The sequence below is a fragment of the Lysobacter enzymogenes genome (assembly GCF_023617245.1).
GTDB lineage: Bacteria > Pseudomonadota > Gammaproteobacteria > Xanthomonadales > Xanthomonadaceae > Lysobacter > Lysobacter yananisis.
Genome location: NZ_CP067396.1, coordinates 3,323,114 through 3,349,730, shown reverse-complemented (window position 1 = coordinate 3,349,730; position 26,617 = coordinate 3,323,114). Strand labels below are relative to the sequence as shown.

Below are 26,617 nucleotides of genomic sequence, written 5' to 3'. Positions count from 1 at the left end.
CGATCTTGTTATCGTGGCGGTCCCCCCGTGCCAGCCCGATTCGCCGCAGTGGCCCGCAAAACCGCCTCACGTTCCGGCAACGCCGGAGACACGCCCGACCTGCTCAGCGTCGACCGCGAGGGCCTGCGCCCGCTGGCCGAACGCATGCGCCCGCGCGCGCTCGACGAGATGGTCGGCCAGCGCCGGTTGCTCGCGCCGGGTTCGGCGCTGCGCCGCGCGGTCGAGTCCGGGCGCGTGCATTCGATGATCCTGTGGGGCCCGCCGGGCTGCGGCAAGACCACCCTGGCGCTGCTGCTGGCGCGCTACGCCGACGCCGATTTCCGCGCCATCTCCGCGGTGCTGTCCGGCCTGCCGGAGGTGCGCCAGGTGCTGGCCGAGGCCGCCCACCGCTTCGCCGAAGGCCGGCGGACGGTGCTGTTCGTCGACGAGGTGCACCGCTTCAACAAGACCCAGCAGGACGCGTTCCTGCCGCACATCGAGCGCGGCACCATCATCTTCGTCGGCGCGACCACCGAGAATCCCTCGTTCGAACTCAACTCGGCGCTGCTGTCGCGCTGCCGCGTGCACGTGATGGAGGCGGTCTCGCCCGAAGACGTGCGGGTGACCCTGCGGCGCGCGCTGGAGGACGCCGACCGCGGCCTCGGCGCGCAGCAGGTCAGCGCCGGCGACGACCTGCTGCTGCAGATCGCCACCGCCGCCGACGGCGACGTGCGCCGCGCGCTGACCCTGCTGGAGATCGCCGCCGAACTGGCCCAGGACGAGGGCGGCGAGGTCACTCCGGCGACCCTGGCCCAGGTCCTGGCCGACCGCACCCGCCGCTTCGACAAGGGCGGCGAGCAGTTCTACGACCAGATTTCGGCGTTGCACAAATCCGTGCGCAGCTCCAATCCCGATTCGGCGCTGTACTGGTTCGCGCGCATGCTCGATGGCGGCTGCGACCCGCACTACCTGGCGCGGCGGCTGACCCGCATGGCGGTGGAAGACATCGGCCTGGCCGACCCGCGCGCGCTGCAGATGGCGGTCGACGCGTGGGACACCTACGACCGCCTCGGCAGCCCCGAGGGCGACCTGGCCCTGGCCCAGGTGGTGATCTACCTGGCCAGCACCGCCAAGTCCAACGCCGCCTATGCCGCGTTCAACCAGGCCAAGGCCGACGTGGCCGAATACGGCACCCAGGAGGTGCCGCTGCACCTGCGCAACGCGCCGACCAAGCTGATGAAGCAACTCGGCTACGCCCAGGGCTACCAGTACGACCACGACGCCGACGGCGGGGTGGCGCTGGACCAGACCGGTTTCCCCGACGCGATGGGCGAGCGGGTGTACTACCAGCCGGTGGCGCGCGGGCTGGAGATCAAGCTCGGCGAGAAGCTGCAGCGGCTGCGGGTCCTGCGCGAGCAGGCGCGCGGCGAGGGCGGGGAGTAAGTAGGTTCGGACGTCGCCGCGGCGGCTCCCCGTAGGAGCGGCGCGAGCCGCGACCGCGACAATCCGCCGACGACGAGGCTTGCGGCGCAGCTGCGATGTCGCGGTCGCGGCTCGCGCCGCTCCTACAAAGTGCGGCGCGGCTTACTCGGGCTGGTTCGACGCCGGCAGCCGGGTCATCCGCAGCACTTCGTCGCTGGGCGCGCTGGACTTGTTGACCAGCACCTGCTGGAGCGACTCGACCTCGGCCCAGACCATGTGCTGCAAGGCCTGCAGCAGGGTGTTGCCGGCGTCCGACAGGCTCAGCCGGCCGTCCGCGCTCAGCGCCAGTCCGTCCTCGATCAGGGCGTGCTTCATATGGCTGGTCTCCGGCTGCACGCCGCGCTGCAGCCCGACCAGCACGCTCAGCAGAGCATGTTCCCGCAACGACACCTTGAACAAAGCGATAGTCCCCTGGGCGCACCCGGCACGTAGTGCTTTATATGTGCCTGTAATCACGATATGGGATCGCATGTGATGACATTTTTGACTCGCATCCGTGCAGGTGAAAGTGGCGTTCACGCCGTCGCCAGGGTACGGTAGCCGGCGCGCGCCGGGTCGCCGGCGGCCGGACGCGTTGTAACTGTCACGCCGATGGCGCATCTTCGCCGCTCCCGCCGGTGCTCCTGCCGGCGGTCGCCACCAGGAATCGGAATTCCATGCTGATCTACGACCGCGTCGTCCCGCTCAACCGCGAAACCCACCGTCGCCTGCGCATCCGCACCGCGCAGCACAACGCGCGGTTCGCCGCCTCGCTCAACTCGGTGCCGGTGGCCACCATCGAGTTCCCGGCCGCGGCCAACGAGTACGCGATCGTGTTCGCCAAGCTCGCCAACGGCGACTTCCTGCCGGCGGTGCTGGTCGGCCTGCGCAGCCAGCAGAACCTGTACGTGGACGAGAACGCGCGCTGGCGCCGCGGTTACGTGCCGGCGTTCCTGCGCCAGTACCCGTTCGTGCTGGCCGAGGACGCCGACACCGGCACGGTCACGGTGTGCGTGGACCTGGCCTACGACGGCCTGTCGGAGGACGAGGGCGAGCCGCTGTTCGGCGAGGACGGCGGCGACACCGAGAGCCTGACCCGGGCGGTGAACTTCCTGCAGGAGCTGCACGGCGAGTTCAAGCGCACCGCGGCGTTCGCGGCCAAGATCAAGGAACTGGACCTGCTGGAAGAGAAGGTGATCCGGTTCGGCAATCCCGACCAGCCGCAGGCCGAGTTGAACGGCGTCTACGCGGTGTCGGAAGAGAAGCTGATGAAGCTCACCGACGCGCAGCTGCCGGAGCTGTTCCGCACCGGCGTGCTCGGCCTGATCTACACCCACCTGCTGTCGATGCGCAACCTGGAGCGGCTGTCGGAACTGGCGCAGCAGGCGCCGGCCACCGCCGCGGCGAACGCGCCGCAGGGCGACGCGGCGAACTGAGCCGGCCGACGTCGGCGCGGTTCCCGCAAGGGCGGCTTCGGCCGCCCTTTCTTTTTGCCCGGCGCCCGGCCGGCGATCTGTGCGGCGCTGGCCGGCGACGGTGCGTTCCGCGCGATTCGAAGCCGCCCGGCCTCGGTGGCAGGGGCGTGCGTTTGTGGGAGTGTGTTGCTTCTGTGTGAGCGCTTTACTTTTCTGTGAGAGGGCTTTGCCTGTGTTGGAGGGCTTTGCTGTTGTGGGAGGGCCTTCAGGCCCGATGCTTTTCTCTCAGGTCGATGCGATCTGAAAGGAAAGCATCGGGCCTGAAGGCCCTCCCACAAGAGCGAAAGGCCCTCTCACACGCGTCGGCCGCCGTCGTCGATGTTGCCAATGCGAAATATCGCGACATCGGCGCGGCCGCGATCGCTATCGCATCGCTTCTCATCGGCAGGCGCGAGAGCGCCGCCGCGTGCGACAGCGCCGCCATGTCGCGCTCATATCGCATGCGCGCATTCGACTTGCTGGATCGACAACGAGACGAAGACGAAAACCGCTCGACCGCCCTCGACGAAAACGCGCCGTTCGCGCCGCGCTTCGCGACGCACGCACGTTTGCACCTGCGCACGCCGACAGAATCGCGACGGCTTCGCACTTGTCGCTGCGACTAAAGAATCGTTCGTCGCTGAGACCGATCCGCCCACGACGCAACTACAAATCGGCGCATTTCTCACCTGTGTGATATCGCTCAGCTACGCATGAGATGTCGCGTGACCGAACGCGTAGTTCTCATGTCATGCGCCGGACTTGTGAGCGATGCGTTGCAAACGCGATACATCTGTGACGCCTTTCGTGTGCCTTGTCATGTAGCAGTTCAAACATCGTCATATAGCGAACCTACCTTGGCGCGGTCTGCCGTCCCCCGATCGCGGGGCCGGCGCAACAGGGATGGTTTCGGGTCGATGCATCTACGCCTCATCGCAGCCGTCGGTCTGACCATGTTCGGACCGACGGTTCTCCATGCGCAGGAAACCGCTCCCCAGGCCGGCGCCGTGCCGGCCGCGGCGGCGCGCTTCGACATCCTCGCCTACCAGGTGCTCGGCAACAGCAAGCTGAGCAATCTGGACATCGAGAAAGTGGTCTATCCGCACCTGGGCCCCAAGCGCAGCGAAGAGGACGTGGAGAACGCCCGCGCGGCGCTGCAGTCGCTGTACGACAGCCGCGGCTATCCCACCGTCAGCGTCGCGATTCCGGAACAGGACGTGGCCACCGGCCTGGTGACCTTGCAGGTCAACGAGCAGAAGATCGGCCGGTTGCGGGTCAACGGCGCCGATTATTTCTCGCCCGACGACATCGAGCGCGCCGCGCCGTCGCTGGCTGAGGGTGCCGTGCCCAACTTCAAGGACGTGCAGCGCGACATCGTCGCCTTGAACCAGTTGCCGGACCGCCGCGTCACTCCGGAAATCAAGGCCGGAACCACGCCCAACACCGTCGACGTGGACCTCAACGTCGAGGACAAGCTGCCGCTGCACGGCTCGCTGGAACTCAACAACCGCAACAGCGCCAACACCAGCGACCAGCGCCTGGCCGCGAGCGTGCGCTACGACAACCTGTGGCAGCTCGGCCACAGCGTCAGCCTGTCGGCGCAGGTCGCGCCGCAGCGCAGTTCCGACGCGCAGGTGTACTCGGCTTCGTACCTGGCGCGTTTCGGCGCTTCGCCGTGGTCGCTGCTGGGCTATGCGGTGCGCAGCAAGAGCGACATCGCCGTGGTCGGCGATCTCAACGTGATCGGCAACGGCACCTTGGCCGGCCTGCGCCTGATGCGCTCGTTCGCCGCCGGCGAGGGCTTCTATCATTCGCTCAGCGTCGGCGTGGACTACAAGGACTTCACCGAATCGCTGATCCAGGGCGCCGACCGAGGCGCGGTGCCGATCGAGTACTTCCCGCTCAGCGTCAACTACAACGCCGACTGGGTGAAGGAACGTTCGGTCGCCGACCTGGCGCTGTCGGCGGTGTTCAACCTGCGCGGCGTCGGCGACGGGCGCGCGGCGTTCGACGCCAAGCGCTACCAAGCCCAGCCCAACTTCTTCTATCTGCGCGCCGGCGGTTCCTATACCTGGAAGTCGGCCGGCGACGCGCAGCTGATGCTGCGCCTGCAGACCCAGTTCGCCGGCGAGCCGCTGATCAGCAACGAGCAGTTCAGCATCGGCGGCCTCGACAGCGTGCGCGGCTATTACGAATCCGAAGCGCTCGGCGATCTCGGCGGCGCGGCGACGCTGGAAGCGCGCACGCCGTCGTTCGCCGACAAGCTCGGCGATGCGTTCCAGGAACTGCGCCTGCGCGCGTTCGTCGACGCCGGCTATGCCCGCATCAACGATCCGCTGCCCGAGCAGTCGCGCAGCGAAACCCTGGTCAGCGCCGGGCTCGGCGCGACGATCAAGGCCTTCGGCCACCTCAACGGTTCCATCGACGTGGCCCATCCGTTGTCCAGCCCGAGCGGACGCGAACGCAAACCCGACTCGGTCGAGGTGGGCGTGCGGCTGTGGGGCGAGTTCTGACGAAGTCCGAAGTCTGCAGTGTGGGAGGGGCTTGCGCCCCGACGCTTTTGTTCCAGACCGCCGGCAGCGGGCATCGCGACCGGATTGGAAAGCATCGGGCCTCAAGGCCCTCCCACCAGTACCGAACATCTCTTGGGGAAAGTGTCGTGACTCAATTGCGCGTGCTGTTGGCCTGTTCGCTGTTGCTGCTGTTGTCGCTGCTGTCGGCCCCGGCCGCGGCGGCCTCGTGGTGGGACGGCAAGTGGAACTACCGGGCCAAGATCGATCTCAACACCACCTCCACCGGCGCGGCGACGACCGAGCCGGGCGGCCGCGCGCAAGTGCTGGTGCGGCTGCATTCGGGCAACTTCAACTTCGCCGACGCCAAGGAGGACGGCAGCGACGTGCGCTTCATCGCCGCCGACGACCGCACGCCGCTGAAGTACCACTTCGAGAAGTACGACGGTCTGGTCGACCAGGTCGCGCTGGCCTGGGTGGACGTGCCCAAGCTCGACGCCAACGCGGCGGCCTCGGTCTACGTGTATTTCGGCAATCCCGAAGCCACGCCGGGCAGCGATCCCAAGGGCAGCTACGACGCCGACAGCATCGCGGTGTTCCACTTCGCCGACCAGGGCGCGGCCGGCGCCGACACCACCGCCTACGGCAACAACGCGCAGGCGCCGCTGACGCTGGCGCAGACCGCGCTGATCGGCTCGGGCCTGCAGCTCGACGGCAAGGCGCCGGTGAAGGTGCCGGCGTCGCCGTCGCTGAATCTCGCCGCCGCGCAGCCGCTGACGCTGAGCGCGTGGATCAAGCCGGCCGGCGCCAACGCCAGCGGCGTGATCGCCTCGTTGCCGGGCGCGCTGACCGTGGGCATCGAACAAGGCGTGGTCTACGCCGAAAGCGCCGGCGTGCGCACCGCCGCGGGCGCGCCGCTGGTGGGCGAGGGCTGGGCGCACGTGGCGGTGCGCGCCGATGCCGGCAAGCTCGCGGTCTACGTCAACGGCGCGCCGGCCGGCGACGCCGCGGCGGCGCTGCCGGCGGCGGCCGCGGGCCTGCTGGTCGGCGGCGAGGACGGCGCGGCGCGGCCGAACTTCATCGGCCAGATCGACGAACTGCAACTGTCCAAGGTCGCCCGTCCGCTCGGCCTGATCCAGGCCGCCGCGCACAGCCAGGGCCTGGACGCCAAGCTGCTGACCTTCCAGCCGGTCGAGCAGCGCTCCGGCGACGGCGGCCACAACTACTTCGGCATCCTGTTCAACGCGCTCACCGTCGACGCCTGGGTGGTGATCGTGATCCTCGGCTTCATGGCCGCGATCTCGTGGTGGGTGATGATCGGCAAGGGCCTGTTCGTCGGCGCCACCGCCAAGGCCAACGAGCGCTTCTTGCTCGCGTTCCGCAAGCACGCCGCCGAATACCCGCTGCACGACGCGGCCTGGGTGCGCGCGGCCGAGGGCAGCGGCCCGCTCAACGGCGAGAAGTCCAACCTCGCGCGCTTGCTGGCGATCGGCCTGGACGAACTGCGCAACCGCATCGCCGCCGGCGGCGGCCGCCAGGTGGTGCGGCCGCAGTCGATCGCCGCGATCCGCTCGGCGCTCGACGCCGCCGCGGTGCGCGAGGGCCAGCGCCTCAACAAGCTGATGGTGATGCTGACCATCGCCATCTCCGGCGGCCCGTTCCTGGGCCTGCTCGGCACCGTGGTCGGCGTGATGATCACCTTCGCCGCGGTGGCCGCGGCCGGCGACGTCAACATCAACGCGATCGCGCCCGGCATCGCCGCGGCGCTGCTGGCGACGGTGGCCGGCCTGGCCGTCGCGATCCCGGCGCTGTTCGGCTACAACTACCTGCTCAGCCGCACCGAGGCCATCGGCGCGGACATGCAGGTGTTCGTCGACGAGCTGGAAAAGCGCATCGCCGAGGACTACGCCGGCGACGCGCCGCTGCCGGCGCACCTGGCCCGCAGCGTGTCGACGGAGACGCTGCCGTGAAGGTCCAGGGCAAGAAGCCTTACGACGACATCAACATCACGCCGATGCTGGACCTGGCGTACGTGCTGCTGGTGATCTTCATCATCATGACCACCGCCGCGGTGCAGGGCATCAAGGTCGACCTGCCCAAGGCCAGCGCGGCGCAGCCGCTGTCGCAGCCCAAGACCAAGGTCATCGCCATCGACAACGCCGGCCAGGTCAGCATCGACGCGGTGCCGGTCAGCATGAGCGAGCTGGAGCAGCAATTGCGCAACGCGCTGGCCAACGACGCCGAACTGCCGGTGATCCTGCGCGGCGACCGCGCGGTGCAGTACGACAAGGTCATGGCGGTGCTGGACCTGTGCAGCAAGCTCGGCATTTCCTCGATCGGCCTGGCCTCGCAGCGCCAGGCCGCGGGCTAGGGCAGGGGGCCTGGACGTGTCCGAGACCTACGGCCGCGGTTCCAAGTTCTCGCGCGCGCTCGGCGTGCTCGGCGCCATCGGCGTCGTCGCGGTGATGGCGTGGCTGGTGTGGTCGCTGATGCAGGGCGCCGGTCCCACGACCAAGCGCCAGCCGCCGCGCATCACCCAGGTGATCTTGCCGCCGCCACCGCCACCGCCCCCGCCTCCGCCGGAACCCGACAAAGTGCAAGACGAGCCCAAGCCGGTCGAGAACACGCCGTTCGAATCGATCGAGCCGCCCAAGGACGACTCGGCCGAACCGCCGGGCGATCCGCTGACCGCCGACGCCGGCCCGGGCAGCAACGAGTTCGGCTTGCAGGCCGGCACCGGCGGAGGCGGCACCCGCATCGGCGGCAACGGCGGCGGCGGAAATCCGTATGCCGGCTACGCCGCGATGGTGCAGCGGACCGTGCAGCAGTACCTGCAGCAGGGCGAGAAGACCCGCAAGGGCCGCTACAGCGCCACGGTGGCGATGTGGCTGAACCCCGACGGGACGATCCAGCGCTCGCAGGTGATCGCCGGCACCGGCAAGCCCGAGCTCGACGCGGCGATCGTCGCCGCGCTGCAGGGCCGCTCGCTGCCGCAGGCGCCGCCGGCGGAGATGCCGCAACCGATCAACTTGCGCATCGGCGCGTCGTCGCCGGGCTGACCGCGGCGCGCTTCGATACGACTTCAACTTCAGGAAGGCCACGCATGACCGCTTCGATCCAACCCCGCCGCCGTCTCCGTCCCCGCCTGCGCGTGCGCGCGCTGGCGCTCGCGCTGCTGGCGGCCTGCGCCGCGCCGGCGCTGGCCGCCTCGCCGGCGGACGCGGCGAAGATCAGTCCCGAGGTGACGCTCAAGCTGATCGACCTGCTGGTGGCGAAGGGCGTGCTGACCCGCGGCCAGGCCGACGATTTGATCGCCGAGGCGCGCGCGTCGGCCGCGACCGCTCCGGCGACCGCGGCGGCGACGCCTGCTTATCAGACCGCGCCCGGCGCCGTCGTCGTGCCCTACGTGCCCGAAGTGGTGCGCCAGCAGATCAAGGACGAACTGCGCGCCGAGGTGGTGCAACAGGCCAAGAGCGAAGGCTGGGCGGCGCCGAACGCGTTGCCGGAGTGGACCCAGCGCATCAGCGTCTACGGCGATCTGCGCGCGCGCGCCGAGGATGTGCTCAACGACGGCGAGAACTACCGCGAGTTCCCCAACTTCGCCGCGCTCAACAGCGGCTCGGGCTACGACGTCGCCGATCCGGTCGCCAACCCGGTGCCGTACGTCAACACCACCAAGAACCGCGGCCGCATGCGCCTGCGCGCGCGCCTGGGCGTGCATGCGCAGATCGCCGACTGGGTCGAGGCCGACCTGCGCCTGGCCACCGGCAGCGACCGCAGCCCGGTCTCGACCAACCAGACCCTCGGCGCCGGCGGCAACCTGTCCAAGTATTCGCTGTGGCTGGATCGCGCCTACGTGCGGCTCAAGCCGACGTCCTGGCTCAGCGCCGACATCGGCCGCACGCCGAATCCGTTCTGGACCAGCGAGCTGCTGTTCGACAACGACCTCAACTTCGACGGCGTGGCGGTGAAGACCCAGTTCGCGCACGACGCGGATTTCAAGACATTCGTCAACGTCGGCGCGTTCCCGGTGTTCAACACCGACTTCGACTTCGGCTCGACCCAGAAGATGGACAAGGAATCCAGCCGCGACAAGTGGCTGTACGGCGCCCAGGCCGGGCTGGACTGGAACTTCGCCGACGCCATGTCGCTCAAGCTGGGGCTGGGTTACTTCCTGTTCGACAAGCTCAACGGCCAGTTCTCCTCGCCGTGCCTGGCGCCGACCGCCAAGGACGTGTGCGACACCGACCTGTCGCGCCCGCAGTTCCAGCAGTTCGGCAACACCATGTTCGCGATCCGCAACATCGTGCCGGCGCAGGGCGCGCCGAACGGCCCGCAGCTGCAGTACTTCGGCTACGCCAGCGAGTTCGGCGTGGCCAACCTGCACGCGGCGCTGGAGATCGCGCGCTTCGACCCGGTCAAGATCGTGCTCGAGGCCGACGTGGTCAAGAACACCAAGTACGACGCCAAGCGCATCCGCGCGCTCGGCCCGCTCAACAACTTCAAGCCGACCCTGGACCCGGCCGACACCACCGCGATCTTCGACGGCGGCGACATGGGCTACTACGTCAACCTGCTGGTCGGCCAGCCGAAGATCGAGAAGGCCTGGGACTGGAACGCGAGCATCGGCTACAAGCGGCTCGAATCCGACGCGGTGCCGGATGCGTTCGCCGATTCGGATTTCCATCTCGGCGGCACCAACGCGCGCGGCTTCATCGTCGGCGGTTCGCTGGGCCTGGCCCGCAACACCTGGCTGGGCCTGCGTTGGCTCAGCGCCAACGAGGTCACCGGCCAGCCGTATTCGGTCGATGTGATCCAGCTCGATCTCAACACCCAGTTCTGACCCGAAAGGACGCCTAGCGTATGAGCCTGCCTTCGATTCGCCATGCCGCCCTGCGCAGCGCGCCGTTGCTGGCGGCGCTGTGGTTCGCCGCTTCCGCCGCGCATGCGCAGAGCGCCAACGAAACCCGCCTGCGCGACGCGCTGCGCGACACCGCCTCGCGCCTGCGCACCGCCGAGGCCGCGCTGGCCCAGCAGCAGGCCGCGACCGCCGCCGCCGAGCGCGAGCGCGACGAGCTCAAGGGCCGCGCGGCCAAGCCCGCGCCGGCCGCCGACGGCGCGCAACTGGCGGCGCTGCAACAGCGCCTGGGCCAGGCTTCGGCGTCGGCCGAGCAGGCGCGCGGCGAGGCGCTCAAGTGGCGCAGCGCGCAGGAACAGGCGGCGCACAGCGCGCAGCAGAAGGAACGCGAGCGCGCGGAACTGGCGAAACGGCTCGACGCCGCGCAGGCGCGCGCGGCCGATTGCGCGGCCGGCAGCGAGGCCTTGTACCAGGCCGGGCGCGAGCTGGCCCAGCTGTATCGCGATCCCGCCTATGCCAAGGGCAAGCGGGTGACCTTGCTCGGCTTCGGCCAGGTCGAGCGCGAGAACCGCGCGCGCGAACTCGAGAACAAGCTCGAGGACGAACGCGCCAAGACCGCACAGTGCGGCGCCGGCGACGCCGCCGCGCGCACCGCCGGCACGATGTCGAACGACTGATGCGTATGCCGCGCGCCCGCGCTGTCGGCATCCGTCGTGCGGTTTCGCGCGCGACGCGCGCGCCTGCGGCCGCGCGACGGACGTTCGCGCGCGCGTCAATGATGCTGGCGCTGTGCGCCGTCGCCGCGACGCTGCCGGCGCAGCGGCGGATCCTGCCGGCCTCGCAGCCGGCGCCGCCGCCGTGCGTGCAGGTGCGGATCGGACACGACGAGGCCGGGCGCTGGGATTGCGTCAACGCCGCGATCAAGACCGAAGTCGACAAAACCGCGCCGGTAAGCGCCGCCGATTCGCCGGGCGAGCGCCTGGCGCCGACCGGGCAGGGCCTGGCGGTGCCGGCGGCGACGCGGCAGCGGCTCGGCGACCAGTACGGCAAGTCGATCGTGCCGCAACGACCCGAACGCGCTTTTCCCGCGACGCCTCTGTCGCGGCCGCCGGTGCGCTGAGATGCGCGCGCGGACAGCCGCAAAGTGTCTCCCATTCCACCGCGTCGCCGCGTTGCGCGACGCCTCCGCCGCGTCCACGCCCACGCCGCCCGCGCAAAGGAAGCCGTCATGACCCGCAAGCCCCTCGCCGGTAACGCCCCTGGCCGTCCTTCGCCCGCGCGCTTGCGCCTGTTCGCGCTGAGCGCGGCGATTTCGCTGGCGCTGGTCGGCGGCGCCGCGTACGCCGATCCCAATCCGTTCGCGCGTCGCGGCGCCGATCCGGCTGCGCAGGCCGCGCGCAACGTGCAGCAGCAGGGCCTGCAATCGGCGCAGGCGCAGCAGATGGCGCAGCGCTCGCTGGCGGCGTTCGCCCAGGCCGCGCGCGTGCGCTCCGCGCTCGATGCCGCGCAGGTGGCCGCGCGCGCCGCGGCGGCGGCGTCGAGCGCGGCCAACCAAGTGCCCGACGGCCTGGTCCAGGGCGGGCTCAAGGTCGCCGCCGGGGTGCGCTTCGAACCCGGCGCCATCGCGGTCGAAGACCCGCGCCTCAACCAATCCAAGCTGTGGCTCGGCGCCAAAGGCCCGAGCCAGAACAACGACGCGTCCGGCAACGTCACCGTCACCGTCGAGCAGACCCAGAAGAAGGCGATCCTGAGCTGGGAGAGCTTCAACGTCGGCCGCCGCACCACGGTCTACTTCGACCAGCGCGGCGGCAACCAGAGCGGCGGCGGCAACGACTGGATCGCGCTCAACCGGGTCGACGATCCCAGCGGCCGGCCGAGCCAGATCTTCGGCCAGATCAAGGCTGAAGGCAGCGTCTATCTGCTCAACCGCAACGGCGTGGTGTTCGGCGGCACCAGCCAGGTCAACACCCGCTCGCTGCTGGTGTCTTCGTTGAACCTCTTCAGCAACGACGTCGCCCAGAGCAACCGCATCTTCATCGGCGAAGGCGTGCGCCGGGCCAAGGCCGATGCGGCGGTGCTGACCTCGGAACTGGCCGAGTTCGTCGGCGGCGCCGCGGCGCGGCCGCAAGCCTCCGGCGACATCCGCATCGACGCCGGCGCGCAGATCAAGACCGGTTCCGGCGGCTACGCCCTGATCGCCGCGCCGAACCTCAGCAATGCCGGCAGCGTGACCGCCGAAGACGGCCATGCGCAGCTGGCCGCGGTGGTCGGCGCGTTCTCGACCCCGGCGCCGGCCGGCGCCAGCAACGAACTGAACCTGCGTTACAGCGGCGTGGCGCCGCAGGCCAGCGCGCCCAACGTCGGCTACGGCCGCCTGGACAATACCGGCATCGTCGCCAGCAAGCGCGGCACGGTCACCCTGACCGGCTACGACCTGCACCAGGACGGCTATGTCGGCACCACCACTTCGGTCAGCCGGCCGGGGCGGATCTCGATCGTGGCCGCCAACCACTCGCGTTCGGCCGGCGTCGACAAGCCGGCCGATCTCAGCGGCAGCACCGGCGGCAAGCTCAGCTTCGGCAGCGCTTCGGTCACCGCGATCCTGCCCGAGCGCGACGGCGAGACCACCACCTCGGCGACGACCGCCGACAAGGCGTTCCAGGCGCCGAACGCGGTGCTGGCCGCGGCGCAGATGCGCCTGCAGGAAAACGCGCTGGTGCTGATGCCCGGCGCCAAGCTCGATCTGGTCGGCATGGAGCCGCTGCGCGACGGCACCAGCAAGCCCGAGGTCGCGCGCATCCAGATCGACCGCGGCGCGCAGATCAACGTCGCCGGCCTGGCCGACGTGCTGCGGCCGATGTCCGACCACTTCATCACCATCGAACGCATCGGCGAGAACGAGCTGGCCGATTCGCCGCTGCTGCGCGGCGGCGCGTTCTACCGCAAGAAGGTCGTGCTCGACGCGCGCGAGCGCGGCGTCACCGACGACGGCCGCGCCTGGATCGGCAGCCCGCTGTTCAACGCCGCCGGCTACGCCGACCAGCGTCCGCGCGGCATCGACCAGCTGCTGGTCGACGGCGGCACCATCAACGTCAGCGCGCGCGAATTCGTCGCCCGCGGCGGCTCGGTGATCGACGTCAGCGGCGGCTTCCTGCATTACCAGGGCGGCATGGTCGAAACCCCGCGGGTGATCGGCGCGGACGGGCGCACCTACCGCCTGGCCGGGGCCGACCCGTCGCAGTCCTACCTCGGCTTCGCCGGCCAGTTCTCGCTCGACCACCAGCGCTGGAACGTGCGCGAGTACTTCCATTCCGCGTTCGCGCGTTCGGACCGCTACTACGAATCCGACTACGTGCACGGCGGCGACGGCGGCGAGCTCAACATCGTGCTGCGCCAGGACGCCGGCACCGAGGCGACCCGGGTCGACACCGGGCTGGTGCTGGCTGGTGAGTTGCGCGGCAACGCCGAATCCGGGCGCGACCAGCGCGAGCGCGGCGCGCCGGCGCTGGGCGGCAAGTTCAGCGTCTCGGTCAGCGGCGCCGGTTACGGTCGCTGGACGTTGCAGAACGGCGCGGTACCCGACGTGGCCGCGGACTTCTCGATGCAGCAGCGCCTGACCCAGGGGCAGGGCGGCACGTTGTCCGCGCAGGCCTTGAATCAGGCCGGCTTCGGCACGGTCGAGCTCAGCGACAAGCTCTCGCGCATCGACGTGGCCGGCGACGCGCACCTGCAGGTCGACGCCGGCGGCCGCATCGCCCTGAGCGGCGCGCGGGTGAACGTGGCCGGCACCTTGCAGGCCGATTCGGGCGAGATCGCGCTCAGCGCGACCAGCGAGAACGACGCGAATCCCGAAGCCGGCGCGCGCCGCGGCATCACCGTGCAATCCGGCGGCCGCCTGCTCGCGCGCGGACAATGGGTCAACGACCGCGACCGCGTCGCCGACCAGCGCCAGGGCGGCGCGCACATCGACGGCGGCCGCATCAGCCTCAGCGTCTCCGAATATCCACTCTTGGACGGCGCCGGCGGCGGCCGCGACGCCGGCGGCTCGATCGTGCTCGATCCGGGCGCGCTGCTCGACGTGTCCGGCGGCGGCCGGATCCTGCCGAACGGCCAGCTCGCGGCCAAGAACGGCGTGCCGCTGGGCCGCGGCGGCGATATCGCCTTGAAGCTGTACCAGCCGCGCGAAGGCACCCAGTCGCTGAATCCGTTCCTGCCCGCGTCGGCGTTCGACGCCGAGCCCGGCGCCGGCGAACTGCGCTTCAGCGCGCAGAACCTGCGCGGCGGCGGCCTCGCCGGCGGCGGCACGCTGAGCCTGCACGCGCGCGACATCCTGATCGGCGCGTCGGCGGCCGATCCGCTCGCCGACGATGCGCGCACCCTGCGCCTCGATGCCGGCTTCTTCCGCGACGGCGATTTCGGCGCCTACGAGCTGGTCGCGCGCCACGACGCGCGCATCGTCGCCGGCACCCAGCTGAGCGTGTCGCAGCGCAATTTCCTGCCGAACCTCGACGCGCTGCGCGAACTGCGCAGCGGCGGCGACCTCTACGCCGGACTGACGGCCAGCGGCGCCGGCCAATACGGCGCGTTCGGCCGCCTCGACGACTATCACCGCGACGCCGCCGACTTCTTCCTCGAAGCCGGCGCGGCCACTGGCCGCACCCTGCCGAACGTCGCGGGGCTCGACCAAGTTCGCGACACGCTCACGCTCGAACGCGGTGCGCAGGTGCAGGTCGACGCCGGCGGCGCGGTGCGCCTGGGTTCGCGCGGCCAGACCACCGTGCTGGGTTCGGTGATCGCGCACGGCGGCAGCATCGATCTGTCCGGCGACACCTCGAGCACGGCGCTGTCGCCGTCGCACAGCCCGTCGCAGGTGGACTACTGGCGCGCGGACAAGTCGGTGTGGGTCGGCAAGGACGCGGTGCTGGATGTGTCCGGCGTGGCCTTGCTCGATCCGTTCAAGGCGCCGCTGCCGAACGGTGGCGCGGTGCCGCGCGACGGCAAGCTGCTCGATGGCGGCCGCATCCGCCTCAGCAACGACGGCGGCTATGTGGTGGTCGAGCAGGGCGCGCGCCTGGATATGTCCGGCGCGCGCGCAGTGTTCGACCTGCCGGCCGACAGCGGCGCGATCGGCCAGGCGCCGCTGCAGGCGCGCACGGTGTGGAGCGACGGCGGCGAGCTGGTGCTAGCCGCGGCCGGCGGCCTGTTCTTCGACGGTCGCATCCAGGCCGCCGGCGGCGACGCGCAGGCGCGCGGCGGCAGCGTGCAGCTGCTGACCGCGCAGAGCGTGCGACCGCTCGACGTCAGCGGCGGACGCGCGCCGCTGGCGACATCGCAGATCGTGTTCCATCAGAGCGGCAGCCAGCTGGACCCGGCCGCGCGCGCGGGCGGGGCGATCGAGCCGGGCCGCGAAACGCCTTCGGGCACGATGCATTTCCAAGCCGACTCGCTAGACGGTTCCGGCATCGACACCTTGCTGGTCGGGATCGGCGAAGACGGCCTGATCCGCGGCCCCGGCGTGGCGCCGGTGGCGTTCGACGGCGATGTGATCCTGTCGCCGGCGCGCGCGCTGATGATCAACGCGCGCGCGTTCCAGGCCGGCGGCGAGCGCGGCGCGGCCACGCTGCGCTCGGCCTACGTATCGCTGCAAGGCCTCGGCGGCGACGCCGCGACCGCGCTGCCGGAACCCGGCAAGCCCGGCGCGGCGACGCTGAAGGTCGAGGCCGGCTTCATCGACATCGGCGGACGCGTGGCGCTGCGCAACTTCGCCGACGCCGCCTTCGACAGCCGCGGCGACATCCGCTTCCACACGCCCAGCCTCTACCAGAGCGCGACGATCAACAACGAAGTGCGGCTGGTACCGGGCGAACTGCTCAGCGGCGGCAATCTGTCGTTCCGCGCCGCGCAGTTGTATCCGGCCAGCGGCGAAACCTTCATCGTGCGCGCGCTCGGCGCCAAGGACGCGGCCGGCCAGCGCGCCGACACCGCGATCCGCATCGCCGGCAACGGCGCGGCCGCGCCGCTGCCGTTGTCGGCCGGCGGCAAGCTGCTGCTGGACGCGAGCGAAATCGAACAGGCCGGCACGCTGCGCGCGCCGGCCGGGCAGATCGTGCTCGGCGCCGGCAACGACGACGACCCGGCCACCCGCGCGCTGTTCAACCAGCTCGCGCTGACGCCGACGCGCAAGGTGACCCTGGCGCCGGGCAGCCTGACCTCGGTCTCGCTCGACGGCCGCGTGCTGCCGTACGGCAAGACCGTGGATTCGCTGCAATGGGACGGCAACGACGTCGAGCAGCGCCTGACCGCGCCGCCGCTCAAGCGCATCTCGCTCGACGGCGCCGAGCTGTCGCTGCAGGACGGCGCGCGCGTGGACCTGTCCGGCGGCGGCGATCTGCAGGCGTTCGAATGGGTCGCCGGCACTGGCGGCAGCCGCGATGTGCTGTCGAGCGTCGCGGTGAACTACGCCGACGGCGGCAGCGGCACGCGCGCGCCGCTGTATGCCGACGGCCGCGAGGTCTATGCGATCGTGCCGGGCGCGCAGTCGCCGCTGGCGGCGAGCGACCCGCTGTTGGACCAGGGCGCCGGCAGCAGCCAGGTCGGCAAGTCGGTGTACCTGTCCGGCGTGCCGGGGCTGGCCGACGGCGTCTACACCTTGCTGCCGGGCCGCTACGCGACCTTGCCGGGCGCGTTCCGCGTGGTCCAGCGCAGCGGCGGCCAGGACGCGCTGGCCAGCCAGAACCTGACCGCGCCGGACGGCACCCATCGCGTCGCCGGCTACTACGTCGACTCGCTCAGCGGCGCGCGCGATGCGCGTTCGCAGTCGTTCGACGTGCAGTCGGAGGCGGTGTGGGGCCAGTACTCGCAATACCAGCTCAGCCGCGCCAACAAGTTCTTCTCCGAACAGGCGGGCAAGGCCGGCCGCTTCGCGCCGCAGCTGCCGCGCGACGGCGGCCAGTTGGTGCTCAGCGCGCAACGCGCGCTGGAACTGGCTGCGCGCCTGGACGTGGCCGCCGCCGACGGCGGCGCCGCCGCGCAGATCGACGTGGTCGCCGACGCGATCCAGATCCGCGGCCGCAACCAGGCCGCGCTCGACGGCTATGTGCAGCTCGACGCCGGCCAACTCAGCGCGCTCGGCGCCGGCAGCCTGTTGATCGGCGGCGTGCGCGAACGCGGCAGCGACGGCACCGCGATCTCGGTGCGCGCGCGCGACGTGCTGCTGTCCAACGACGCCGCCTCGCCGCTGCAAGGCCCGGAGATCGTGCTGGTGGCCAAGGCCGGCGACGGTAGCCAGGGCGTGCGGGTCGAGGACGGCAGCGTGATCCAGGCGCGCGGTACCCTGGCTGGCGCCGGCGATCTGCAGCTGGTGATCGGCCAGAACGCCGACGCCGCCAGCAACCGCCCCGCGATCAACGGCGACGGCGCGCTGCTGCGGGTGTCCAACGCCGGCGCGGCGACCCTGCAACGGCGCGGCCTGCCGGCGTTCGAGCAATCGCGCGGCCTGCTCGACGTCGGCGCCAGCGCGCGCCTGGACGGCGGCGCGGCGCTGATGCTCGACGCCTCCGGCAACGCCCGCGTCGACGCCAGCGCGGTGTTGGCCGGGCGCGACATCCAGGCCAGCAGCGGGCGGGTGGTGTTCAGCGCCGACCCGGATGCGCGCTACGACGGCTTCGTGGTCGGCCGCAATACCCTGGCCCAGTTCGGCCAGGCCCAGCGGGTGAGCCTGCGCAGCTACGGCGAAATGGCGTTCTACGGCGATATCGACGTCGACAGCGACCGCGAACTCAACCTCAGCGCGCGCCGCTTCGGCGGCGACGGCGGCACGGTACGGCTGAGCGCGCAGCGGCTGACCCTGGGCAACGAACTGGGCGTACAGGGCGGCCCCGCCGGCGATGTGCCGGCAGGTCGCGGCACGCTGGACTTGCGCGGTGATTCGGTCGCGTTCAGCGGCGGTGATTCGCAGTTCGCCGGCTTCGCCAAGGTGTCGGTCGAAGCGGCCAAACAGATCTCCGCCGGCGGCCGCGGCAGCGTCGATTTCGGCGCCGCCGATCTGCGCCTGCAGGCGCCGCTGATCCAGGCCGAAGGCGGCGCCGACCAGAGCCTGCGCAGCAGCGGCGCGATCACGTTGGCGCGGGTCGGCGACGCCGCGGCCGACGCGGCGCGGCCGCAGGGCGGCGCGCTGGAACTGCGCGGCGCCAGCATCGCCGGCAGCGCGCTGATCCGGGCCAACTCCGGCCGCGCGACCCTGGTCGCGACTCAGGGCGACGTGCGCCTGGACGCGGGCAGCGCGATCGACGTGTCGGCGTTGTCGAAGGCGATCTTCGACCAGCCGGTGTACGCGCCGGGCGGGCGGATCGAACTGCGCGCCGAGCGCGGCGGCATCGCGCTGGCCAGCGGCACGCAGCTCGACGTGTCGGCCGCGGCCGGCGGCGGCGACGCCGGCGAGCTGCGCCTGCTCGCGGCGCAGGGCGCGATCGCGCTCGATGGGGCGCTCAAGGGCGCGGCGCCGAAGGGACAGGGCGGCCGCATCGAACTCGACAGCGGCGCGGCGCTGGACCTGGACACGCTGGCGCAGCGTCTGGCGCAAAGCGGCATCGACCGCGGCATCGCGGTGCGTAGCCGCAGCGGCGACCTGCAGCTCAGCGCCGGGCAGACGCTCAAGGCGCGCGAAGTCAGCCTGATCGCCGACGGCGGCAGCGACGCGCTGTTGCGCGACGCGGCCAACGGCAACGTGCGCATCCTCGGCGACATCGACGCGTCCGGCAGCGCCGGCGGCCGCATCGATCTGTACGGCCGCCACGGCGTGGACCTGCAAGGCCGCCTGCTGGCCAACGGCAGCGATGCCGGCAAGCGCGGCGGTACCGTGCGCATCGGCACCGGCGGCCGCAGCGACGGCAGCCTCAACGACTCCTTCGGCTATCAGAACGTCGCCGCCGACGCGGCCGGCGTCGTCCGCATCGGCCGCGACGCGCTGATCGACGTGCGCGGCGGCAGCGCCGGCGGCTTGTCCGGCGGCAAGGTCGAACTGCGCGCGCCGCTGCTGGTCGGCGGCGACGTCAACATCGCGGTCGAGAATCCGGCGGCGTTCGTCGGCGCGCGCGAGGTCGGGCTGGAAGCGTATGCGGTGTGGAGCGCAAGCGATGCGGTCGATCCGGCGCATCCGGAACGCCACTTCGACGGCATCGTCGATCCGGCCGGCTGGTACGGTGCCGACGGCCAGCTCGTCGCCGGCAAGTGGCGCGACGCCAGCGGCGCCGTACTCGCCGCGCCGCAGACGCCGGAACAGCTCGCGCTCTACCTCAAGACCCATTACTTCACTCCCGACGCGGCCAACGCCGCGCATCAGGGCTTCTACGGCTATCTCAACGGCGACAGCGTCGAGCATCAGGCCGGCACTTTGATGCGTTTCGCCCAGGCCCCGGGCTTCGCCTTCGGCGAACGCTTCGCCGGCATCGCCCGTTTCCGCGCGCGTCCCGGCATCGAGCTGCAAAATCCCGACGCGAGCCGCGACGGCGGCGCGATCCGGGTGCTGACCAACTGGAACCTCAACTCCGGCGACCGCAACGCGCCCGACTTCCGCTACCAGGGCGCCGCGCCGGTGCTGACCCTGCGCGCGGCCGGCGACGTGCAGGTCAACGCCAGCATCAGCGACGGGTTCTACAACTACAACGCCGCCGGCAGCGGCGCGGTCGGCAACTACGACGGCTCGGTCGCCGCGCGCATGACCTGGCTGCAGAACAATCCGCTGAGCATGCCCGACAGCGAGCAGTTCCTGCCGGCGCCGCAGCCTTACGATCCCAACGACGAATCCGGCCAGTACTACGGCCAGTACGACGAACTGTTCGACTTGATGACCCGGCCCGACAGCGCGCTCGACAACATCGTCGGCCCCGGCACCTCGCTGATGGGCTTCATCGACCTGCTGATCTCGATCGCCGGCACCGGCGACGCCGGCATCGACGAGCCCGCGCCGCCGGCCGGACCGGGCGACTACGCCGGTTATCTGGAGCGCTATCGCGGCTACGTGATCGACTTGGCCAACCGCGTCGCCGCCGGCGAAGCGCCGCCGATGACCTGGGTGCCGCGTTTGCCGGTGCTCGGCCCGGTGCCGCCGGCCGCCGACCGCACGCCGATGCTGCAGGCCAGCGCCGAACGGCCGACGCCGTGGCTGGAGCAGCAGCTCGCCGGCGGCGACAGCAGCCGTTACCGCTTCGTCGCCGGCGCCGATTTCAGCAGCGTCGCGCCCGACCGCGCCGGCGGCGGCGCGGCCGACATCGTGTTCGACGGCCACACCACCTTGCGCAAGTCCGGCCAGAGCGATCTGCTGTTGCCGAACGTGCTGCGCACCGGCACCGGCGAGATCGAACTGGTCGCCGCGCGCGACGTGCGCTTCGCCGACCGCGACGCGCCGGCCAGCGTCTACACCGCCGGCCGTCCGGGCGACGGCACCAGCGCCGACACCTCGCGGCCGCGGATCGAAGGCGCGAGCTCGCCGCAGAACCTGGGCGGCCCGCTGGTCGCGGTCACCGGCGCGGTCAATCCGGAAGCGGCCGGCGACCTCAGCGTGCGCGCCGGCCGCGACATCGTCGGCAACCGCCAGATCCGCGACAGCGACGGCCGCCGCAGCGGCGTCGCCGGCAGCTATCTGGTCCAGTACTGGTGGCCGTGGATGCAGACCGGCAACGTCGCCGATGCCGACGGCCGCCTGGTCTCGACCTCGATCAACTTCGGCGGCTTCGCCCAGGGCCTGCTCAGCGTCGGCGGCGACATCCGCCTCGACGCCGGCCGCGACCTGGTCGAAGTGTCGGCGTCCTCGCCGACCACATGGCAGCGCGACGGCGCCGGCGGCCTGCGCCGCTTCGGCGGCGGCGACCTGCGCGCCAGCGCCGGTCGCGACGTGCTCGGCGGCGACTTCTTCGTGTCCCAGGGCGAGGGCTCGCTCAACGCCGGCGGCCGCATCGGTTCGGCTTACGAGCTGAGCGTGCCGGTGTTCATCGAGAACGTCAGCAGCCAGACCACGACGATGAGCTCCGGCGTGGCGCCGATCCTGGCGATGCAGGACGCGCGCTGGAACGTCGGCGCCAGCGGCGACGTCGACATCGGCCGGGTGCTCAATCCCTCGTACGCGCGCTTGACCGAGCGCGAAGTCGATTCGCAGACCTTCGGCGCCGACGCCGCGCTCAACGCGACCTCGACCACCGGCGACGTGCAGCTCGGCAGCCTGCTGCTCGGCGACGCGCTGTTCGCTTACGGCGGCCGCGACCCGAACCGTCCGCAAGCGCCGTACAGCATCGGCAGCAGCTCGCTGTTCGCGCAGGTGCTGCCGGGTTCGCTGAGCCTGACCGCGATCGCCGGCGACGTACGCGTGCGCAACGGCGGCCAGCTGTTCCCGTCCGCGCGCGGCGGCCTGAACCTGCTCGCCGGCGGCGACGTGCTGCTGTACGCCGACACGTTCCCGCGCCTGGACACGCTGCGCCTGCTCGACATCGACCCGGCCTGGATGCCGTCGCCGCTGCGACCGCTGTCGAGCCTGCCGGAGCAGACCGCGTTCGACTTCTCGCGCCTGGACGTGTTCATCCCGAGCCGCGACCAGCGCGCCAACCTGCACCGCGACGATCGCGAGCCGGTTCGGGTGTACGCGCTCGGCGACATCGTCAACGGCCAGCCGGACCAGCGCCAGAGCTTCAACACCCTGACCCTGGAATTGCCCAAGCCGGCGACGATCCGCGCCGGCCGCGACATCGTCGACCTAGACCTGCGCGGACAGAACTACCGCGCCAGCGACGCGACCCGGGTGCTGGCCGGACGCGATCTGTACTACCGACCGCTCGGCCGCAGCATCAGCGGCCGGGTCAGCCGCTACAACTGGATGGAACTCGGCGGGCCAGGCAGCTTCGAAATCCAGGCCGGGCGCGATCTGGGCCCGTTCACTTCGGCCAACGAGGCCTACGCGTTCAACCAACTGCGCGCCGAAGGCGGCGGCATCCGCACCATCGGCAACCGCGACAACGCCGGGCTGGGCTACGACGGCGCCGACCTGGTGGTGCGCTTCGGCGTCGCCCCGGGCATCGACACGCGCGCGTTCGCCGCGCGCTATCTCGATCCGGCCGGCGAGGAATCCGTGGCCTATGCGGGCTGGCTCGCCGCCTACGTACGCCAGCAGCGCCGCGATGCCGGCGGCGACGGCGACGGCCAAGGCGACGGCGCGCTGTCGCCGCAACAGGCCTGGGCCGAATTCGCGCAACTGCCCGAAGCGGCGCAGCAGCGTCTGGTCGACAAGGTGTTCCTGGACCTGCTCGAACGCGCCGGCCGCGACAACAAGAACCCGGCCAGCCCCGAGTTCGGCAAGTACGCCGCCGGTTACCGCGCGATCAACACCTTGTTCCCGCAGGCGTTGGGCTACACCGCCAACCGCCTCGACGGCGGCGCCAACGGCGCCGACGCGCCGGTCGCGACCGGGCGCATGGACATGCGCGGCTCGACCGTGCAGACCCAGCAGGGCGGCGACGTGCGCATTCTCGGCCCCGGCGGCGAGGTGCTGGTCGGCAGCGTCGCCGCGCCGCCGCTGGTGACGAACAACCGCGGCGAGACCGTGATCGGCCCCAACCAGCAAGGCGTGCTGACGCTGGACATCGGCGACATCGGCATCTTCACCGACCGCAGCGTGCTGCTCGCGCAGAGCCGCATCTTCACCCAGCGCGGCGGCGACCTGACGATCTGGAGCTCGAACGGCGACATCAACGCCGGCAAGGGCGCCAAGACCTCGTCGGACAAGCCGCCGGTGCGCTACGTCTGCGACGTCGACCAGTACTGCCGGATCGACGCGCGCGGCCTGGTCACCGGCGCCGGCATCGCGACCTTGCAGACCGCCGCGGTCGGCAAGGCCGGCGACGCGGTGCTGATCGCCCCGCGCGGCACCATCGACGCCGGCGACGCCGGCATCCGCATCGGCGGCAACCTGATCGTCGCCGCGCAGACCATCGCCAACGCCGACAACATCCAGGTCGACGGCGACTCCATCGGCATTCCGGTCGCGCGCAACGTCGACACCGGCGCGCTCAGCGCGGCCTCGTCGGCCAGCTCGGGCGTGAACGCGGTGGCCGAGCAGATGGCGGAAAAGCGCCCGGCGATGGGCGGCCGCGACCTGCCGGCGCTGATCTCGGTGCAGGTGATCGGCTTCGGCCAATGCGAGGCCAGCAACCCGCGCTGCGCGAACTCGCCGTAACGCGGCCCGCCGAAGCATCGGCGCGAAGGGCAGGGGAACGAAACGGGGCGGCCGACAGGCCGCCTTTTTTTGAGCGGCGAGCGCAGCATCTTCGCTTCAGCCGCGCGAGGCAAAACGATCCTGCCGACCTTCGGCCGCAACCACGCACTCTCCCTGTAGGAGCTGCGCAAGCTGCGACCGCGAGAATCAAGCAACGCCGAAAGCCCCAGCACTCGATTACCGCAAGTACGCGGGATCTTCGGCTTTCATTTCCGCGCATGCGCCAGTGCGACATCGCAGCGTGCACTTCTGTCGCAAAGCAACCAGGCGGGCACGAACCGCGAATGCAGGCAGCCACGCGACGCTTGCGCGCAACACCGCCACGATCTCCATCGCCAGAGAGTCTCCGCGTCGTTGCGAACCGCTGAGAACCGTGCCCGCCTTTCGCAACGCTAATTGCGAAACGCCGAAGCCGCGCATGCGAACACGCGAACACTGCGGATTCTCGCGCAGATGACAATCGACACGCGTCGCAACCGCACCCTGGACTCATCGCCCATGACCGTGACGCAGTGCGCGCACACGCTGTCATCTGTGTAACCACGCGATCGCGCGCAGACACAAAACCTTCGCATCGCTTACGAAAACACGATTCAGATCGCGCTAAATCCCTGCCGATTAATCACTTGAAGCATGTAATAAATACTTACCCGCATGGTCGCTGCGCTTGCACACGCCGCACCCATCCTGTCGCCGCGCCAACGCAGCCCATCCGAGGCGACGCGTCGGCGCCCTGCAACGAATCGATACGGATTGATCCGCGGGCATTCGGTCCGCACCCTCAAAAGGAGACGTCTCGTGCATCGCAACAAGCTTCATGTCGGCCTGCTGGCCGCTACCGCTGTCCTGGTCTTCGCTGGTTCGGCCAACGCGGCCGATCTGTACGGCGGCGGCGCCACCTTCCCGGCCCCGGCCTACGTCGGCGACCTGTACAACGGCACCTCGCCGGTCGCCAAGCTGTCGCGCGATTCCGCCATCACCCTGCCGGCCGTGACCTTCAGCGTCGCCGGCCTGGGCAACTCCACCGGCACCAAGGTTCCGGTGTTCAAGGACTTCCACACCCGCTACTCGGCCGACGCCGTGTCCTACTGCCAGACCGGCAGCGGCACCGGCAAGAAGATCCTCAACAACGACGGCATCTTCGCCAACGGCGCCTGCTCGCCGGCCGGCATCACCGGCTTCAGCTCGGTCTCGGGCCAGTCGGCTCCGGACTTCATCGGCACCGACGCGCCGATCGCGACCGCCGACTACAACACCTTCATCACCAACATGGCGTCCACCCGCACCGCGATCGTGCAGATCCCGGTCCTGGCCGGCGCCATCGCCCTGCCGTTCAAGGACACCGTCGGCGGCCTGACCTCGGTCGCGCTGAACACCGAGCAGGTCTGCCGCATCTTCGCCGGCGACATCAAGAACTGGAACGATTCGCGCCTGACCTCGCCGGTGGCCGGTTCGCACCCGATCACCATCGTCTACCGTTCGGAAGGCAGCGGCACCTCGTTCGCCTTCACCAGCTACCTCGCCGCGCAGTGCAACGGCAAGTTCGGCCTGGCCACCGACTTCTTCAAGCCGAACCAGAGCTTCGCCACCGCCGCCGCTCTGGCGCTGCCGAATTACTCGGCGTCCTCGGCCCAGGCCGGCAACAACGGCGTCGTCTCCAAGGTCAAGGCCACCACCGACGCGATCGGCTACGCCGACATCGCCGAAGTGCTGAGCCAGGGCGTGATGTACGCCTCGGTCAACGGCAACGACCCGGCCCTGTTCGGTTCGACCGGTGCGGTCAGCCTGGCCCCGGCCGCGCTGCTGTCGGGCAAGGTGCTCGACGGCGCCACCGTCGCCGACGTGCCGGCCAGCGTCGCCGCCCCGGCGCGCAACTGCACCCGTCTGGTCAACCCGACCGCCGTGATCTCGGGCGCTTACCCGATCGCCGCGGTGACCTACCTGGCCGCCTACAACGCCGGCAACGGCACCAAGGCCACCCCGCTCAAGAACCTGTTCAAGCAGTTCTACGCCCCGCTGCCCGTCGGCGGCGTGACCCCGCCGGATACCCGCGTCGCGCTGCCGACCGGCTATGCCTACATCGACGGCAACGCGCTGTTCCGCAGCTCGGCGGTCGGTTCGATCAACAGCTGCATCAACTGATCGCGGGCGTGGCGGCGGCACGGATGGCCGCCGCCACGCATGGCGGCCGGTTCGAAAGGACGTTCTGAAGCAACGCTTCGATAAAGAAACACCGCAAAAGCGACACCGCAAAAAAGAAAAGCTCCCCGGTCGCATCGGGGAGCTTTTTTCTTGCCCGTTCGCCTGGCGGCGCCTCGGGTCAGGCGTGGATCGGTCGCGCGTGGATCAGTCTTGCTTGGATGGGTCTTGCTTGGATAGCGCTTGCTTGGAGCGGGACCGGACCCGGATCAGGTGCCGCAGAAGCAGGTCGCGTTGGCGCCGACGCGCGCGCCGGCCGGGCTTTCGGCGTAGACCGAGCAGGCCGAGGTGTCGGCGGTTCCCTTGTTGGCCGGCGCTTCGGCCTTGGCGTTGCAGGTGCTGACCGAGACGCGCTTGCCGTTGCCGACCACGGTGGCGATGCAGTTCGACGACACCTGCTCGCCGCTGCTGAGGTTGGCGGTGTTGTCGACCGCGATCACCGCGTCGCGGGTGGTGGCCAGCGCGGTGCCGAACACTTCGACCTTGGTCGAACCGGTGGGGCAGGCGAAGTCGGCGGTGCAGAACGCGCTGTCGCCGGCGGCGGCGCCGTCGACCGTGGCGTAGACCTGCACCACGCCCGGCAGCAGCTTGAGCGTCTTGCACTGGCTGGCGGCGTCGGCGTGCGGAGCGGCGAGCAGGCCGAGGCCGAGCGCGGCGACGGCCGCGAACAGCTTGGCGCGGATTGCGTAGTCCATGAGTTGTCTCCTTGAAGGTTGGATGGAACCGGCGCGGATGCGCGGCATCCGGGGGACGCGGACGGACACGCCGACGCAGGACGTACAGCAACGGCCGCATCGCGCGGCCGCGAGGAGAGTGCAAGTGAAAGACCAAAGGCCGGATCGCGCCGGTGGGCGTCGGCCGGTAGTGCGCAGCGTCGTAGGCGTGCTTGTCCCCGCGC

The 26,617-nt window shown here is 70.7% G+C and carries 14 protein-coding genes; 12 read left to right on the top strand and 2 right to left on the bottom strand.

All coding sequences use genetic code 11. The annotated features are described in order from the left end of the window. Window positions 1-144 precede the first annotated feature (144 nt). The gene (locus tag JHW41_RS13785; RefSeq protein WP_250451023.1) at window positions 145-1,422 is read left to right on the top strand and encodes a replication-associated recombination protein A; all 1,278 of its coding nucleotides are present in this window, start codon (window positions 145-147) and stop codon (window positions 1,420-1,422) included. 141 nt (window positions 1,423-1,563) lie between these two features. On the opposite strand, the gene JHW41_RS13780 is transcribed toward JHW41_RS13785, so the two are convergent. Next, window positions 1,564-1,845, bottom strand: a complete 282-nt coding sequence (locus tag JHW41_RS13780) for a hypothetical protein (protein WP_139381752.1) — start codon at window positions 1,843-1,845, stop codon at window positions 1,564-1,566. 272 nt (window positions 1,846-2,117) lie between these two features. Here JHW41_RS13780 and JHW41_RS13775 point away from each other — a divergent pair, with 272 nt between their 5' ends. The 11 genes from JHW41_RS13775 (at window position 2,118) to JHW41_RS13725 (ending at window position 25,662) form a co-directional block, all read left to right on the top strand. Next, window positions 2,118-2,876 (top strand): SapC family protein, encoded by a 759-nt coding sequence (locus tag JHW41_RS13775; RefSeq protein ID WP_057947453.1) that lies wholly within the window; start codon window positions 2,118-2,120, stop codon window positions 2,874-2,876. 224 nt (window positions 2,877-3,100) lie between these two features. Then, complete coding sequence (locus tag JHW41_RS13770; protein WP_250442674.1) at window positions 3,101-3,520, top strand: hypothetical protein; 420 nt, start codon at window positions 3,101-3,103, stop codon at window positions 3,518-3,520. Window positions 3,521-3,811: 291 nt separating this feature from the next. Next, window positions 3,812-5,407: a ShlB/FhaC/HecB family hemolysin secretion/activation protein gene (locus JHW41_RS13765; RefSeq protein ID WP_250442672.1), complete on the top strand. Its 1,596-nt coding sequence runs from the start codon at window positions 3,812-3,814 to the stop codon at window positions 5,405-5,407. A gap of 146 nt (window positions 5,408-5,553) precedes the next feature. Then, complete coding sequence (locus JHW41_RS13760; RefSeq protein WP_250442671.1) at window positions 5,554-7,374, top strand: DUF2341 domain-containing protein; 1,821 nt, start codon at window positions 5,554-5,556, stop codon at window positions 7,372-7,374. Then, window positions 7,371-7,775: an ExbD/TolR family protein gene (locus JHW41_RS13755; RefSeq protein WP_057947457.1), complete on the top strand. Its 405-nt coding sequence runs from the start codon at window positions 7,371-7,373 to the stop codon at window positions 7,773-7,775. The genes JHW41_RS13760 and JHW41_RS13755 overlap by 4 nt, the downstream gene beginning before the upstream one ends. 16 nt (window positions 7,776-7,791) lie before the next feature. Further along, window positions 7,792-8,463, top strand: coding sequence for a TonB family protein (locus JHW41_RS13750; RefSeq protein ID WP_250442669.1), 672 nt, complete (start codon window positions 7,792-7,794; stop codon window positions 8,461-8,463). A gap of 44 nt (window positions 8,464-8,507) precedes the next feature. Then, a complete protein-coding gene (locus JHW41_RS13745; protein ID WP_250442667.1) occupies window positions 8,508-10,247 on the top strand; it encodes a putative porin in 1,740 nt (579 codons plus the stop codon). A 20-nt stretch (window positions 10,248-10,267) separates the two neighbouring features. Continuing rightward, the gene (locus JHW41_RS13740) at window positions 10,268-10,939 is read left to right on the top strand and encodes a hypothetical protein (protein WP_250442665.1); all 672 of its coding nucleotides are present in this window, start codon (window positions 10,268-10,270) and stop codon (window positions 10,937-10,939) included. Window positions 10,940-11,037: 98 nt separating this feature from the next. After that, a complete protein-coding gene (locus JHW41_RS13735; RefSeq protein ID WP_250442663.1) occupies window positions 11,038-11,382 on the top strand; it encodes a hypothetical protein in 345 nt (114 codons plus the stop codon). Between the two features lie 108 nt (window positions 11,383-11,490). After that, window positions 11,491-23,481, top strand: coding sequence for a filamentous haemagglutinin family protein (locus tag JHW41_RS13730; RefSeq protein ID WP_250442661.1), 11,991 nt, complete (start codon window positions 11,491-11,493; stop codon window positions 23,479-23,481). Between the two features lie 837 nt (window positions 23,482-24,318). Then, window positions 24,319-25,662, top strand: coding sequence for a PstS family phosphate ABC transporter substrate-binding protein (locus JHW41_RS13725; RefSeq protein WP_250442659.1), 1,344 nt, complete (start codon window positions 24,319-24,321; stop codon window positions 25,660-25,662). A 266-nt stretch (window positions 25,663-25,928) separates the two neighbouring features. Here the strand turns inward: JHW41_RS13725 and JHW41_RS13720 are convergent, their stop codons facing one another. After that, complete coding sequence (locus tag JHW41_RS13720) at window positions 25,929-26,414, bottom strand: hypothetical protein (RefSeq protein WP_057947464.1); 486 nt, start codon at window positions 26,412-26,414, stop codon at window positions 25,929-25,931. Between the last annotated feature and the right edge of the window lie 203 nt (window positions 26,415-26,617).